The organism is Enterobacter sp. JBIWA003, from assembly GCF_019968825.1.
Lineage (GTDB): Bacteria > Pseudomonadota > Gammaproteobacteria > Enterobacterales > Enterobacteriaceae > Enterobacter > Enterobacter quasiroggenkampii.
The window spans coordinates 3,218,402-3,233,077 of the sequence record NZ_CP074170.1; the positions used below are offsets into that span (position 1 = coordinate 3,218,402).

Genomic DNA, 14,676 nt, shown 5'->3' on the forward strand with positions numbered 1-14,676 from the left:
ACAGTTAGAGATACAACTCTGCTTTAGATAAAGGCAAACCCTGCTCATCTTTTGCAGAGAGAATTATAGCTTCGACTGTTGGCCACTCAATTGCAATATCTGGATCGTTCCAGATAATACTACGCTCTGATTGTGGGGCATAAAAGTTTGTCGCTTTATAAAGAAACTGTGCAGTCTCACTAAGTGTCAGAAAACCATGTGCAAAACCTTCTGGAATCCATAATTGATGCTTATTCTCAGCACTTAAAACTGCTCCAACCCACTTGCCAAATGTAGCTGAGTTTTTACGGATATCGACAGCGACATCAAATACGGCACCTTCAACACAACGAACTAACTTTCCCTGAGAATGGGGAGTCAACTGGTAATGTAGTCCACGAAGCACTCCTCTCTGGGATTGCGAGTGGTTATCCTGAACAAATTCAACTTTTCGACCTACTATCTCTTCGAAAATTTTCTGATTAAAACTTTCAAAGAAAAATCCACGTGCATCACCAAATACTTTTGGTTCAAAAATAAACACATCTGGAATTGCTGTATTAATTACATTCATTGTCACATCTCTACATTACTTACCGAGTATTTCAGTAACGACACGTTTAACACCAACTTTCCAGTCTGGTAATTTTACCTCAAATGCAGTCTGGAATTTCTTATTTGACAAACGCGAATTGTGAGGTCTTTTTGCTGGCGTTGGATAAGCGGATGTATCAACACCTATTACTTCTTTTATCGAAAGTGTCTCTCCCAACTCTTTAGCTATGGAGAAAACATATTGCGCATAATCAAACCAGGTCGTTTCACCGCTGGCGACCAAATGATAAGTTCCAAAGAGTTTTTGATTGTGCACTGCCGTGCGAATTGCAATTGCTGTAGCGTCAGCAAGTAGTTCGGCTCCTGTCGGAGCACCAAATTGATCGTTAATAATAGATAATTTTTCTTTCTCTTTTGCTAAACGCAGCATGGTCTTAGCGAAATTCGCACCACGCGTTGCATAAACCCAGCTAGTTCGAAAAATAAAATGGCGTGCATTATGTTTAGCTACCGCGAGTTCCCCTGCAAGCTTAGTTTCGCCATAAACATTTAACGGACCAGTCTGTTCATCTTCGTTACGATAATGCGTACCTTCGCCATTGAATACGTAATCAGTAGAGTAGTGAATCAGTAACGCCCCTAGTTTTGCTGACTCTTTAGCAATTACTTCTACACTATCTGCATTCAATAAACGAGATAGTTCTTGTTCTGTCTCTGCTTTATCTACGGCAGTATGTGCCGCTGCATTGACGATTACATCCGGTTTTACTGTTTGAATAGTTTGTGCAATTCCTTGGGGATTTGATAAGTCTCCGCATAGCGTGTTATCAAAATAATCAACTGCAACCACATCCCCTAATGTCACAAGAGATCGTTGCAATTCCCAACCAACTTGGCCATTTTTGCCAATTAATAAGATTTTCATTTTATCTCGTCAGCGCCTTAAACTTATTTTTTCTCGCCGATCAGCATTTGCAGATAGCGCCCATAATCGGTTTTAGCTAACATTTTAGCTTGGGCAGTTACCTGCTCTACATTCAACCATCCCTTGCGGAACGCAATCTCTTCCAGGCAGGCCACCTTCATACCCTGACGCTTTTCAATGGTATGAATAAACTGTGACGCTTCCACCAGGCTGTCATGGGTACCGGTATCCAGCCAGGCAAATCCGCGGCCTAATAGCTCAACCTGCAGATTCCCCTGCTCAAGATACATCTGGTTAAGCGTGGTAATTTCAAGCTCGCCGCGTGCTGAGGGTTTTACCTGTTTTGCCATCTCTACGACATGCTTATCATAGAAATAGAGCCCGGTGACCGCCCAGTTTGATTTGGGTTTTAACGGTTTCTCTTCGATAGACAGCGCTTTATAGTTCGCATCAAATTCCACGACGCCAAAGCGTTCAGGATCCTGCACCTGATAACCAAAGACCATCGCTCCGCTTGTCATTTGCGATGCCGCTTCCAGTTTCTTACCGAAGCTCTGACCGAAATAGATGTTATCTCCCAGCACCAGGGCGCAAGGCTCATTGTTGATGAACTCTTCTCCAATGATAAATGCCTGTGCCAGACCATCCGGAGAGGGCTGTACTGCGTAAGATAAGCTAATGCCAAACTGCGAGCCATCCCCCAGCAAACGTTTGAACGCGGGCATATCCTCGGGAGTGGTAATCACCAAAATCTCACGGATGCCAGCCAGCATCAGCACAGAAATGGGATAGAAAATCATTGGCTTATCATAAACAGGCAATAACTGCTTAGACACGCCCTGGGTAATCGGATAGAGACGGGTTCCGGAACCGCCAGCGAGCACAATACCTTTCATCATAATTTCCTTTTTATTCTGCCAGTCCCAGACGTTCGCCCGCATAGGAGCCATCCATTACACGCTTCCACCAGCTTTCGTTTTTCAAATACCACTCAACCGTTTTACGGATACCTGACTCAAAGGTTTCCTGAGGCACCCATCCCAGATCGTTTTTAATTTTGCTGGCATCAATGGCGTAGCGCAGGTCGTGTCCCGGGCGGTCGGTTACATAGGTAATCAGATCGGCGTAATGGGTAATGCCTGCCGGTTTATCGGTAATGATTTCGTCCAGAATGGCGCAGATTGTTTTCACGACGTCGATGTTTTTACGCTCGTTATGACCACCGATATTATAGGTTTCGCCAATCGTTCCTTCAGTCACCACTTTGTAAAGCGCGCGAGCATGATCTTCCACGAACAACCAGTCGCGAATTTGCTCGCCATTGCCATAGACCGGAAGTGGTTTACCTGCCAGAGCGTTAAGGATAATGAGCGGGATTAGTTTTTCCGGGAAATGATACGGGCCATAGTTATTTGAGCAGTTGGTCACAAGCGTCGGCAGGCCGTAGGTACGGCGCCACGCACGCACTAAATGATCGCTGGATGCTTTAGAAGAGGAATAGGGGCTGCTTGGGGAATATGGCGTAGTCTCGGTGAAGAGCGGCAGATCGCTACCGGCCGGCAGTTCATCGGGATGCGGCAGATCGCCGTACACTTCATCCGTAGAAATATGATGGAAACGAAACGCCGACTTGCGCGCGTCTTCCAGTTGCGACCAGTACTGACGCGCCGCTTCGAGCAGCACATAGGTGCCGATAATGTTGGTTTCGATAAAGGCCGCAGGCCCCGTGATGGAACGGTCAACATGGCTTTCAGCTGCAAGATGCATTACCGCATCCGGCTGATGTTGCGCGAAAATGCGCGCCATGGCGCTACCGTCACAGATGTCTGCTCGCTCAAAGGCATAACGGGGATTTTTTTCGATTTCTGCCAGCGATTCCAGATTACCTGCGTAGGTTAATTTATCAACGTTAACCACTGAATCGTTGGTGTTATTAATAATATGACGTACAACAGCAGATCCAATAAAACCTGCACCACCAGTGACGAGTATTTTCACAAGACTATTCCGTATTGCTTCGCAATGTTAAATTTCAAACTTCACTTCTGAGGAGTCAGCAAAGGCATGCTGAATTCTGAACACGCTACCGCCCCTGGCTCTCCAGCTACCAGTGTACTGAAAACAATAACAATGTTAACTGTTCCCGAGGTGAGAACAGAGGCCTGATTTTACCGAGGTAGGCACAAAATGCTAATCCGCTATTCTCCCCTTAAACAGTCATGAAAACAAGGAAAAATCTCTGTCTAAACCAGGAAGCAACAGTCCGGATAGACTCATTTTACCTATTGATATTCTTACAAAAAAAAAGGTAGCAAGAGCGATTGCTTAAGCTGTAAACAGCCCACATACGCTCATTGCCACCCATTTATGTTAAACAATATTGCGACTTATTCTGTCAGTAATTTCTCAATTCTCTTGCGGAACTTCGCCCCTTCCTTCAGGTTGCGCAGTCCATAGTTCACAAACGCCTGCATATAGCCCATCTTCTTACCGCAGTCATAGCTCTCACCAGTCATCAGCATCGCATCGACAGACTGCTTCTTCGCCAGCTCAGCAATCGCGTCGGTGAGCTGAATACGGTCCCAGGCGCCTGGCTCAGTTTTTTCCAGCTCGGCCCAGATATCGGCGTTCAGAACATAACGGCCCACCGCCATCAGGTCAGAATCCAGCGTCTGCGGCTGATCCGGTTTTTCGATGAACTCAACGATGCGGCTCACCTGCCCTTCCGTCTCCAGCGCTTCTTTCGTCTGAATTACGGAGTACTCGGAGAGATCGCCTTTCATGCGCTTCGCCAGCACCTGGCTACGGCCCGTTTCGTTGAAACGTGCCACCATTGCCGCCAGGTTGTATCGCAGCGGATCGGCAGACGCATTATCAATAATGATATCCGGCAGCACAACGATGAAGGGGTTGTCACCCACAACCGGACGGGCACAAAGAATAGAGTGTCCCAGACCCAGCGGCTGCGCCTGACGCACGTTCATGATGGTCACGCCCGGCGGACAAATAGACTGCACTTCCGCCAGCAGCTGACGCTTAACGCGCTGCTCAAGCAACGCTTCGAGTTCGTAAGAGGTGTCGAAGTGGTTTTCTACCGCATTTTTGGACGAGTGGGTAACCAGGACGATTTCTTTGATCCCTGCAGCAACAATCTCGTCGACAATGTACTGAATCATTGGCTTATCGACGATCGGCAGCATCTCTTTAGGAATGGCTTTTGTGGCTGGCAGCATATGCATGCCCAGGCCTGCTACCGGAATGACTGCTTTCAAATTAATCATTATTTCTTCCACCTTAAAATGGTTGACGAATTATAGCTCTTAAACCTGTTTTCGCCAGCATGATTTGCCGTAACCCTTAAGCAATGTTACGCCTTAGCATCACATATTTCTGTAGTTGTAATCTGATTCGATCGCGCTTTTATGCCAGGAATAGTCTCAAAACAGATTATTGTCGATTATCTGTGCGGAAGCGCAAAGTTCAGCCTTTCCACATTCACCACCTGCTGGTCGACACGGTCAATATCCACCGAGCTTTGCCCCTTCTCATTAACGGCTTTTATGTTCGCCAGCGACAGCAGCGTCTCGTCTTTCGCCATGAATTTTCCTCGCACATCCTTGCGCAGGTCGAAGTTAATCTTCAGGGCAGGCCCCACGGCAGCTTCCTGCATGACATTGATATTGCGTAAAAAAAGATGCTGCGGCTTGTTGTGTAATTCAAGCGTAGCACGCTGCATATCCACGTTGGTTATCGCCACAAACGAGGTCGCGTTACCGGATGAAATCTGTATTCCGCGCAATTTATACGCAAGCTGGCGGTTATCGAGGTGAATATTATTGAGCTTAAAGTTCTGCGGGATGGACAAATAATCGCCTTTTATCACCCCATAGCCGATTAACATTCCCGCACTATTGACCATGTCGACATTATCAATAATGAAATTATCACAGCCATAAATCGCTACCGTGGCGTTGTCTATTCCTGCCTTTTTACTAAAGTCAGGGGTGATATTTTTGGCCTTAATATTGCGGATAACAAAGTGTTTCCCGTTTTCCACGTGCACCAGCTGACGACAGTTACTGCCGGTGATGTTGGCCACCACGAAGTTCTTAACGGTTTGCTTTTCCGGATAGTCGTTGTCGTAGGTGCTGCCGGCGAGGCCAATGCCGATGCCCCAGTTGATCTTGCCGTTGGTGCAGTTGATGTTATCGATGACATGGTCGGAAATCAGGATATTGCGATCGTTGATAGCGACGTTCCACTCGATCGCATCGCCCTGCAGATGGCTAAATTTGCTGTTGGTGATGCGGGCGCCGTCCACCTGGTTGTGGAAACCCTGGCGCAGGATGGCGTAGTTGGCCTGACTCACGCTGATGTTATCAATCAGCAAATTGCGCATCACGCTGGGTTTCTTACCGCCGATGTAGATCTGCGTTACAGGGCCAAAACCGCTCATGGCCAGCCCTTTAATTACGCAGTCGGAGCCACGTACATCGAGAGTGATATTCTCTGTCCGTCCCTCGCCTTCCCCTATAACTTTGCTGCCTTCCTGCAGAACAAAGCGGCCGCGGCCATTGCCGGTTAACGCCCCGCGGATCAGCAGCGTTTTACCGTCGGGAATGAAAATACCCGTGTTGATGTTTTCACAGGTCAGCCCGGCAGGGACAACGACGGTGTCCCCGTCATTAAACGCCTGCTTAAAGGCCGCAATCCAGTCGTTGTTATTGTACTGTTTAACAGAGACCGTTCTTCCGCTCGCCGCCCGCGCAATGCGGGACGACAGCAGCGGCGTGGCCGCCAGAACGGACAGAGACGAGACAAAGGTGCGTCGGGTAATCTTTTTCAGCATACATCCTCGGCATTACAACGTTTGCAGCAGGCTGGCTAACTGACGGTTAATCACCTGCTGGTTAAAATCGGCTTCAACTTTTTGTCGGGCATTGTGCAGCACGGGCTCCAGCGCCTGCTGGTCGATGCCGCTGAAAGCAGCTAACCGATCGGCGAGCGCCATGGCGTTATTCTCGGGCACCAGCCAGCCGGAATGGTCAGACTTAATCAGCTCCGGGATCCCGCTGTGCAGGGTCGAGACCACCGGAATACCCACGGCCATTGCCTCCATCAGCGCCACCGGAATGCCTTCCATATCGCCATCGGCCCCCGTGACGGAAGGCAGCAGAAATACATCTGCCTCATCGAGCATGGCCTTGACCTCGTGGCTCGGCTTGAAGCCCGGCATCTCTACGACATCTTCCAGTTGATACTGTTCGATCAGCGTGCGCAGACGACGCTCCCACGGCCCAATCCCGAGAATGCGGTAGTGGAAATCCACTCCGCGCGCTTTCAGCTGGCGGCAGGCTTCAATCGCCACATGCAGCCCTTTCTTCTCGGTCAGTCGCGCGACGGAGATGATCTGCAGCGGTTTACCCGGCACTTTCACCGGACGGCGGGTAAAGCGCGTTAAATCCACGCCCATGCGCGAAACGGCAATTTTCTCTCCCGGGCAGCCCATGTTTTTCAGGCGTCCGGCCCACAGTTCACTGATCGGCAGCATCATGTCGCCACGCCGGAAAAGCTGCTGGTATTCCGGCGTGTAGTGGTTCAGCACTTCGCGGCTGGAGATGTCGATGCCGTGGAAAATGGTCGCAATTTTACCGTCAATTACGCCCAGTTCGCGCAGCTTCGCGGCGGTGACGCCTGCCGGGCCAAAGTGGGCGATAAACACGTCGGCACGATACGGCTGCGCCGTTTGCCCGCAGATGGCCGACAGGATCAGATTGCGTGATTCTGATCCATAGCGGGAGACATTCAGCGCCCGCCACGTCGACGCGCGATGGATCCCACGTAAGGTCTGACTGGCGCGGTAGCGCAACTTACTCAGCTTCCCGGACGGCTCATCCTGCAGCCAGCGGGTTTTTGCCTCCAGCCCATACTGGGTATACGCCGCATGGGTATTTTGGGTATCGCCCTTTTGCAGGGCGATAATCTCCACGTCATATCCCATATCGATAAACGCGGTGATTTGGTTCAGAACAAACGTTTCGGACGACAGTGGAAATTTCAGTAAGAAGAAACCAACCTTCATTTCCCCTCCCGTACGCGATCGAGTACCGATTTCACCATTCCAATGCCCTTCTCGCGCTCGGCTTTCACCGCCACCGCCAGACGTTCATTGATAGCAGGCAGTTGGCCAAGCGTGTCACCCACCATGGCACCGAGCGATCCGTCCAGCAGATGACGAATATCCACCGCCATTTCCGGCATACCGAGCTGCTGCATAATCCCGGCGGACTTGTGCTCATAGTTAATGGCAATGGCCGGCGTGCCAAAGTTCATGGAGATAATGGCCGAGTGCAGACGGGTGCCCACCGTCAGATCGCAGGCGGAGAGCAGCTTGCCCATCTCCAGGTCGTTCAGTTCATCCATCACCACGTGATAACGTGACGGGTCATTGACCAGGTTGCGCAGGTTCAGCGCCACCATGCGGTCATCTTTGTTGTAGCTGTCGATGCCGGTACAGGTGGACAGCGCCAGCACCTGGTACCCGCTGTCCAGCACGCGGTTCACCACGTCGGCGAACGCTTGCTCATACGCCGCCTGCGTCGTGCCTAAACGTTTATCGAAGGGCGCCAGCTCGCGCAGGGTAATGGCGACGGTTTTCTGTTTCGCCGCCACGTCGAGCCAGTGCTGCACCGCGTAGCTCGGCTGGAAGCTGTCGTCCTGGTGATCCACCAGCCAGGCGGTATCCACGCCGTGCTCAACTTTTGACGTGTCAATCTCGCTGCGCTTCATCATCTCAAGGCTGACCGACTCGCGCAGGATCAGCGCGTCGCAGTGGCCGAAGACATAGTTTGCGAGTTGGTTAAACTGCGGATCCTGGAAAGGCCCCACGCTGTGGCCAATCATAAATAGCGGCTTTTTGGCCATGAACGTGCAGAGCGCATGCTCAAACTGCGGCACGCCGTAGAGATCGACGAAGAATGAACCGCCGACCTGGATAATGGCGTCATAGCCGGACAGCAGACGAACAAAGTCAGTGAAGCCCTGCGCGATGGCGATGTTGCGCAGCTTGCCGGTATCGGTCACCCGGGAAAGCAGCACCTGATGCTGGTAGCGACGACGCAGCACTTTTTTCACGCGGCCCATCACGCCCGCGGCGTTGTTGTGCTGTTTCATCTGGCTGTAAAGCGGGTCGCCCATCACCGGGCGGTTCAGTAACCAGGATGAGCTGACCGGATAACGGCTCATCACGTCCACTTCGGTCTCAGGCTTAAGGGTGTTAATCGCATCCAGTAAACCGCGCAGGATGGCGCTGTCGCCACGGTTGCCGCAGGTATGGTTGCCAAGAATTAATAATTTCATAATGGCCTCTTAAAGAACTAGCCTGCGCGAAGCAGCGTTTTCATTTTTTCGTTACGGCAAAACTGGCGCTTCATCTCAACGACCAGCGCATTGCGAGAAAGTACGATCATCACGACGAAGGCCAGCGCCCCCGCGGCAACCTGCACCGCCAGCAGAGCGGCCAGCGGCAGATGGCCGCTGAGGATCGCGCCCAGACCGTAGCTCACCGCCAGGGTCGGCAATGAGAGATAGAACGGCAGCCACAGGCTCAGGATGTACTGACGGTAGCTGGAGCCCAGCACCGGTTTAATCATGATGAAGTAGCTCAGAACGGTATTGACGATCTGCACCAGCAGGAAGCCCAGCGTCACGCCAATGGCGCCCGCCATGTGCCCGCCGACGATAATTGCCGGAATAAACAGGAAGGTTTTGAACACGTTGAATTTAAAGCTGATGTCCACGCGCGCTTTTGCCATCAGCAGGGACCCAATCGGGTTCCCCACGGAGCGCAGCAGCCCCACCACGCACAGCAGCTGAAGGATCGGGATAATACCGTTCCACTTCTCGCCAAACACCAGCGGCACGAAGTTGCTGGACACCACCATCAGCCCCAGCAGCACCGGGAAGTTGATAATCCCCACCACCGAAAGCAGCTTGTAAAAGTTAACGCGCAGCTTTTCGGTGTCGTCCTGAATCTTGGCAAACGCCGGGAACAGCACGCGGGTGATTATTGGGTTCAGCTTCATCGGCGGCACCACCGCGACGTTGTAGGCCAGGTTGTAGCCCCCCGCCACGCTCGCACCGAGAATACGTGCCAGCACCAGCGTCGAGAGGTTGGTATTCACATAGTTGATAATGCTGTCCGCCGTCAGCCACGCGCCAAAGCGCAGGTTGGACGAGACGGACGCAAGAGAGAAATGCAGTCCCGGACGGTAAATTTTACGTCCAAAGTAGCCGAACAGCAGCGTACGCACGGCAGAGTTCACCAGGTAACCGAGGATGGCGGTCATCGCCAGCGGCCAGAAATGGGCGCTCACGACGGTAAAGGTAAAGCCCGCCAGCACGGCGCTGGTCTCGATCATGCCGATCTTATTGAACTCCAGCTCTTTCTGCATCAGCGCGCGGAACTGCTGCCCGTGCGGGATCACCACGAACGCAAACGACAGCGTGCGCATCAGCGGGGCGAGATCCGGGTTGTGCAGCACGCTGGCGATGGTGTCGCTCAGCAGGAACACCAGCACAAACACGAAAATCCCCAGCCCCACGTTCAGCCAGTAGAGCGTGGTCAGCTCAAGATGGCTGATCTCTTTGCGCTGGATAATCGAGTTGGCGATACCAAAGTCAGACAGCGTATCGGCCAGCGCGATGATCACCAGCGAGACGGTCAGCAGGCCGAACTGGTGATTATCGATAATGCGCGCCAGCACCGTCATCTGCACCAGGCCGAGGCCAATGATGACGATGGTCGCCATCGCTGACCACTTGGCGCCGCTGATGGTTTTTTCACGTAAGCTCATCTTAGTACGCCGCTTTGTTCACGAAACCTTTGAAGATAGTCAGAAAAACAATCTTGATATCGAACCATAGGCTCCACTCGCGGATGTACTCCAGATCGAACTCGATGCGTTTTTCCATTTTTTCCAGCGTGTCGGTTTCGCCGCGCCAGCCGTTGATTTGCGCCCAACCGGTGATGCCCGGCTTCACCTTATGGCGCAACATGTAGCCTTCAATCAGCGAGCGGTACTGCTCGTTATGCGCCACCGCGTGCGGACGCGGGCCAACAATCGACATCCCGCCGGTAAAGACGTTGATAAACTGTGGCAGTTCATCCAGCGAGGTGCGGCGCAGGAAGTTCCCGACGCGGGTGACGCGCGGATCGTTCTGCGTGGCCTGGGTCACGACCTTGTCGTTCTCCATCACCTTCATGGAGCGGAATTTCCACACCATAATCGGCTTACCGTCCATGCCGTAGCGGGTCTGACGGAAGATAACCGGTCCAGGAGAGCTCAGCTTCACCGCGAGGGCAATGCAGCACAGCACCGGAGAGATGAGCAGAAGAATCAGCGAAGAGAGCACGATATCTTCCAGACGCTTCAGCACGCGGTTAATACCGGACAGCGGCGTGTCGTACAGCGGTACGACCGGCACGCCGTTCACCTCTTCAATACGCGAATGAAGGATGTTAAAGGTAAACACGTCCGGGATCAGGAGCACTGAACAGGTCGTATCCGCCAGCTCGCGCATCAGCTGCTTAATGCGGGAGTCGTCTTTCATCTGCATGGCGATGTAGACGTTGTGAATTTTGCCGGCCTTCGCATCGTCAATCAGCTGGTCGTAGTTGCCCGCCCAGTCGGCAGGCACGCCGCCAGGCTTCGCGTCGTGATAAATCCCGACCACTTCAAAGCCTAACCACGGCTCTTTGCGGAAGCTGTCGAGCAGCACCCTGCCGACGGGCAGATCGCCTGCTACCGCCACAAAGCGACGATTATAGCCACGGTTGCGCAGCCAGCCTGCGCCAAAGCGGATCAGGGAGCGGCACACTACCATGCCGACGCTGCTCAACAGATACCAGCAGAGATAGGTCACGAGGCGATTATCAAAATCATGGCTGAACGCCACCAGGCCTGCGCTGAAGATCAGGCTCAGGGTCCAGTTCTGCAGCAACAGCATCAGTTCGGTGGTCATTTTGACGCCGCGCCACGAGCGGTAGAAATCGGTCATTCCGCCGATCATCTGAAACACGACCAGCGCAATCAGGGCCATCAGAAGATGCATATATAAGAACGGCAGCCCGCTGATCCGACACACCGCCCACAATCCACCGACCATGATGGTGATATCAGAAAAACGCTGCACCATAGAGATTAACGATGCATTCGTTCTCGCTCGTTCGCGTTTTTTTAGATTCGTCATCGTTGTTCCTGTATTCGGTTCCCCCTCCCACCGGGAGGGGCAGTTATTACTGATTCAACAGCGCCAGAATGTCCTTCGTTCGGGCTTCCATCAGCGCGGTGTCCGCACGGGACTCCACGTTCAGGCGCACCACCGGCTCGGTGTTGGACGAGCGCAGGTTAAAGCGCCACTGCGGGAACGCCATGCTGATGCCGTCGGTACGATCAATTTCCAGCGCGTGAATCGCAAAGTGCTGCTCCACGCGGGCAATCGCCTCGGCAGGCTGCGCCAGCTTGCTGTTGATCTCCCCGCTCGCCGGGAACGCCGCCATACGGTCGCGCACCAGCTCGCCCAGGGTCTGCCCCTTCAGGCACAGCAGCTCGGTGACCAGCAGCCACGGGATCATTCCGCTGTCGCAGTAGGCAAAGTCCCGGAAGTAGTGGTGGGCGCTCATCTCGCCGCCGTAGATGGCGTCTTCTTCGCGCATGCGCTCCTTGATGAAGGCGTGGCCGGTTTTGGACATCACCGGCGTGCCGCCTGCGGCAGACACCACGTCGACGGTGTTCCAGGACAGGCGCGGGTCATGAATGATTTTCGCGCCCGGGTTTTTCTCGAGGAACGCTTCTGCCAGCAGGCCGACAATGTAGTAGCCCTCGATGAACTGCCCTTTCTCGTCGAACAGGAAGCAGCGGTCGAAATCACCGTCAAAGGCGATACCCATGTCCGCGCCGTGCTCAATCACCGCGTTACGCGTGTCGTCGCGGCACTCCGGCAACAGCGGGTTAGGAATACCGTTCGGGAAGTTGCCGTCCGGGGTGTTATGCACTTTCACGAAGGTCACCGGCACGTTCAGTGCCTTAAAGCGCGCTTCAAGGGCATCGACAACCGGGCCGGCCGCGCCGTTACCGGAGTTAATCACCAGCTTCAGCGGCTTCAGGTTCGCCACGTTGATGTAGCCCAGCAGGTGGTCGATGTACTCTTTCTGCAGGTTGATTTTTTTGTAGCTGCCGCGCTTCGCCTCGTTCACCGGCGGGAAATCGTTGGCTTCCGCCAGGCGCTGCACGTCGCGCAGGCCGGTGTCGCCGCTGATCGGGCGGACGCCCTTGCGTACCAGCTTCATGCCGTTGTAGTCCATCGGGTTGTGGCTGGCCGTCACTTCAATACCGCCGTCCACCCCCAGGTGGAAGGTGGCAAAGTAAATCTCTTCGGTTCCGGCAAGACCGATGTCCAGCACGTCCACGCCCGCATCCTGCAGCCCTTTCGCCAGAGCCAGCTTCAGGGATTCGCTGGTCAGACGCACGTCGCCGCCCAGCACGATGGTCTGCGGTTTTAAATATTCGCCGTACGCACGACCAATGCGCCACGCAATGTCTTCATTCAGCTCTTCGCCCAGCTTGCCGCGAATATCGTAGGCTTTAAAACAGGTTAATTTTTCCATGATGACCCCTTTTTCAGGCAACAGTCGGTCCTGACCACTCAATGGCCAAATTGATTTTTTTGTCATTCGTAGGCCCGGTAAGCGCAGCGCCACCGGGCATGATACTGAGGGCTACACCCGTCCGTAGCGGTCCTGGAAGCGCACGATATCGTCCTCTTCCAGATACGAACCGGAGCGCACCTCAATTAAGTCGAGAGGAATTTTCCCCGGGTTTTCCAGACAGTGCGTCGCCCCCAGCGGAATATAAATGGACTCGTTTTCACCCAGCAGTTTGACTTCACCGTCGATCGTGACTTTGGCGGTACCCGCGACCACCACCCAGTGCTCGGCGCGGTGATGGTGCATCTGCACCGACAGCCCCTCGCCCGGCTTCACGGTGATGCGTTTCACCTGATAACGGTCGCCTGCGTCAATGGAGTCATATTTCCCCCACGGACGGTAGACTTCGCGATGAATGTGGTGCTCGTGACGGCCATCCGCCTTGATCTTCTCCACCACTTTTTTAACGTCCTGCACGGCGTTACGGTCGGCAATCAGCACGGCGTCTTTGGTCTGGACCACCACCAGATCTTTCACCCCGACCGTGGTGACCAGGCCAGACTCGGCGTAGACGTAGCTGTTTTCCGTTTTGTGGCTAATGACATCACCGTGATGGACGTTACCCTCCGGGGTATGGGCGCTGATCTCCCACAGGGAGGACCAGGAGCCGACATCGCTCCAGCCCGCATCCATCGGCACCACAACGGCATCTGCCGTACGCTCCATCACCGCATAGTCAATGGACTCTTCCGGACAGGCGAGGAAGGCTTCTTCATCCACGCGGATAAAGTCGAGATCCGGGTCCACCACCGCCATCGCTTTCTCGCAGGCTTGCAGAATATCCGGACGATATTTGCTCAGCTCTTCCAGATAGCGTCCGGCGCGGAACAGGAACATCCCACTGTTCCAGTAATATTCCCCGCTGGCGACATACGCCTGCGCGGTTTCCAGATTCGGTTTTTCAACGAACTGCGCCACGTCAAACGCCACGCTGTCGCCTTCACCCGGCGTCACGTTGCCGCGACGGATGTAGCCGTAGCCGGTTTCCGGCAGATCCGGCACGATACCGAATGTCACCAGCTTGCCGCTCTCAGCGTAAGGAATGGCCGCACGCACCGCGTCGCGGAAGGCCTCTTCCTGCTGGATCACATGGTCTGCCGCCAGCACCAGCATCAACGGGTCACAGTCCGGGCTGCTGCGTTTTGCTGCCAGCGCCGCCAGGGCGATAGCCGGTGCGGTATTGCGTCCGGCAGGCTCCAGGATGATATTTTCTGTGAGTTTGTTCAGCTGGCGCAGCTGCTCGGCAACGATAAAGCGGTGCTGTTCGTTACAGATCACCACCGGGCTTTCACACTCCACGCCGTGGAGACGGTTTACCGTCGTCTGCAGCATGGTGAGATCCCCTTTCAGGCAGAGGAACTGTTTTGGATAGAGCACGCGGGACAGCGGCCACAACCGGCTACCAGAGCCACCAGCCATCACAACCGGATACAAAGTGGTTTGACTCATG

Annotated in this window: 12 protein-coding genes; all 12 read right to left on the reverse strand. The window is 53.7% G+C overall.

All coding sequences use genetic code 11. From position 1 onward, the window contains the following. Positions 1–4: 4 nt before the first annotated feature. The 12 genes from rfbC to cpsB all read right to left on the reverse strand — a co-directional run bounded on the left by rfbC (position 5) and on the right by cpsB (position 14,675). Positions 5–553 carry a dTDP-4-dehydrorhamnose 3,5-epimerase gene (gene rfbC / locus KGP25_RS15525; protein WP_048223992.1) on the reverse strand — a complete coding sequence of 183 codons (549 nt, stop codon included), beginning with the start codon at positions 551–553 and terminating at the stop codon, positions 5–7. Between the two features lie 15 nt (positions 554–568). Then, positions 569–1,459, reverse strand: a complete 891-nt coding sequence (gene rfbD / locus KGP25_RS15530; RefSeq protein ID WP_048223995.1) for a dTDP-4-dehydrorhamnose reductase — start codon at positions 1,457–1,459, stop codon at positions 569–571. Between the two features lie 23 nt (positions 1,460–1,482). Continuing rightward, entirely contained in the window at positions 1,483–2,355 is an 873-nt protein-coding gene (gene rfbA / locus KGP25_RS15535; RefSeq protein ID WP_048224508.1) for a glucose-1-phosphate thymidylyltransferase RfbA, read from the reverse strand. A gap of 13 nt (positions 2,356–2,368) precedes the next feature. Then, on the reverse strand, positions 2,369–3,457 hold the full coding sequence (gene rfbB / locus KGP25_RS15540; protein WP_223539244.1) for a dTDP-glucose 4,6-dehydratase: 1,089 nt from the start codon (positions 3,455–3,457) through the stop codon (positions 2,369–2,371). Between the two features lie 389 nt (positions 3,458–3,846). Further along, positions 3,847–4,740 carry a GalU regulator GalF gene (galF, locus tag KGP25_RS15545; protein WP_048223999.1) on the reverse strand — a complete coding sequence of 298 codons (894 nt, stop codon included), beginning with the start codon at positions 4,738–4,740 and terminating at the stop codon, positions 3,847–3,849. A gap of 176 nt (positions 4,741–4,916) precedes the next feature. Then, positions 4,917–6,308, reverse strand: a complete 1,392-nt coding sequence (gene wcaM, locus KGP25_RS15550; RefSeq protein ID WP_126535007.1) for a colanic acid biosynthesis protein WcaM — start codon at positions 6,306–6,308, stop codon at positions 4,917–4,919. A gap of 12 nt (positions 6,309–6,320) precedes the next feature. Further along, positions 6,321–7,541, reverse strand: a complete 1,221-nt coding sequence (gene wcaL / locus KGP25_RS15555; RefSeq protein WP_223539245.1) for a colanic acid biosynthesis glycosyltransferase WcaL — start codon at positions 7,539–7,541, stop codon at positions 6,321–6,323. Next, complete coding sequence (gene wcaK / locus KGP25_RS15560; RefSeq protein ID WP_045908618.1) at positions 7,538–8,818, reverse strand: colanic acid biosynthesis pyruvyl transferase WcaK; 1,281 nt, start codon at positions 8,816–8,818, stop codon at positions 7,538–7,540. Before wcaK ends, wcaL begins: the two co-directional genes overlap by 4 nt. Positions 8,819–8,835: 17 nt before the next feature. Next, positions 8,836–10,314, reverse strand: a complete 1,479-nt coding sequence (gene wzxC / locus KGP25_RS15565) for a colanic acid undecaprenyl disphosphate flippase WzxC (RefSeq protein WP_032646471.1) — start codon at positions 10,312–10,314, stop codon at positions 8,836–8,838. Between the two features lies 1 nt (position 10,315). Further along, entirely contained in the window at positions 10,316–11,710 is a 1,395-nt protein-coding gene (gene wcaJ / locus KGP25_RS15570) for an undecaprenyl-phosphate glucose phosphotransferase (protein WP_045908619.1), read from the reverse strand. A 46-nt stretch (positions 11,711–11,756) separates the two neighbouring features. Further along, positions 11,757–13,127, reverse strand: coding sequence for a colanic acid biosynthesis phosphomannomutase CpsG (gene cpsG / locus KGP25_RS15575; protein ID WP_223539246.1), 1,371 nt, complete (start codon positions 13,125–13,127; stop codon positions 11,757–11,759). 111 nt (positions 13,128–13,238) lie between these two features. Continuing rightward, on the reverse strand, positions 13,239–14,675 hold the full coding sequence (cpsB, locus tag KGP25_RS15580; protein WP_045908620.1) for a mannose-1-phosphate guanyltransferase: 1,437 nt from the start codon (positions 14,673–14,675) through the stop codon (positions 13,239–13,241). Between the last annotated feature and the right edge of the window lies 1 nt (position 14,676).

What these genes read in the sequence shown, in the direction of transcription:
- rfbC (WP_048223992.1), bottom strand. Translation starts at nt 553, where the DNA reads ATGAATGTAATTAATACAGCAATTCCAGATGTGTTTATTTTTGAACCA.
- rfbD (WP_048223995.1), bottom strand. Translation starts at nt 1,459, where the DNA reads ATGAAAATCTTATTAATTGGCAAAAATGGCCAAGTTGGTTGGGAATTG.
- rfbA (WP_048224508.1), bottom strand. Translation starts at nt 2,355, where the DNA reads ATGAAAGGTATTGTGCTCGCTGGCGGTTCCGGAACCCGTCTCTATCCG.
- galF (WP_048223999.1), bottom strand. Translation starts at nt 4,740, where the DNA reads ATGATTAATTTGAAAGCAGTCATTCCGGTAGCAGGCCTGGGCATGCAT.
- wcaM (WP_126535007.1), bottom strand. Translation starts at nt 6,308, where the DNA reads ATGCTGAAAAAGATTACCCGACGCACCTTTGTCTCGTCTCTGTCCGTT.
- wcaL (WP_223539245.1), bottom strand. Translation starts at nt 7,541, where the DNA reads ATGAAGGTTGGTTTCTTCTTACTGAAATTTCCACTGTCGTCCGAAACG.
- wcaK (WP_045908618.1), bottom strand. Translation starts at nt 8,818, where the DNA reads ATGAAATTATTAATTCTTGGCAACCATACCTGCGGCAACCGTGGCGAC.
- wzxC (WP_032646471.1), bottom strand. Translation starts at nt 10,314, where the DNA reads ATGAGCTTACGTGAAAAAACCATCAGCGGCGCCAAGTGGTCAGCGATG.
- wcaJ (WP_045908619.1), bottom strand. Translation starts at nt 11,710, where the DNA reads ATGACGAATCTAAAAAAACGCGAACGAGCGAGAACGAATGCATCGTTA.
- cpsG (WP_223539246.1), bottom strand. Translation starts at nt 13,127, where the DNA reads ATGGAAAAATTAACCTGTTTTAAAGCCTACGATATTCGCGGCAAGCTG.
- cpsB (WP_045908620.1), bottom strand. Translation starts at nt 14,675, where the DNA reads ATGAGTCAAACCACTTTGTATCCGGTTGTGATGGCTGGTGGCTCTGGT.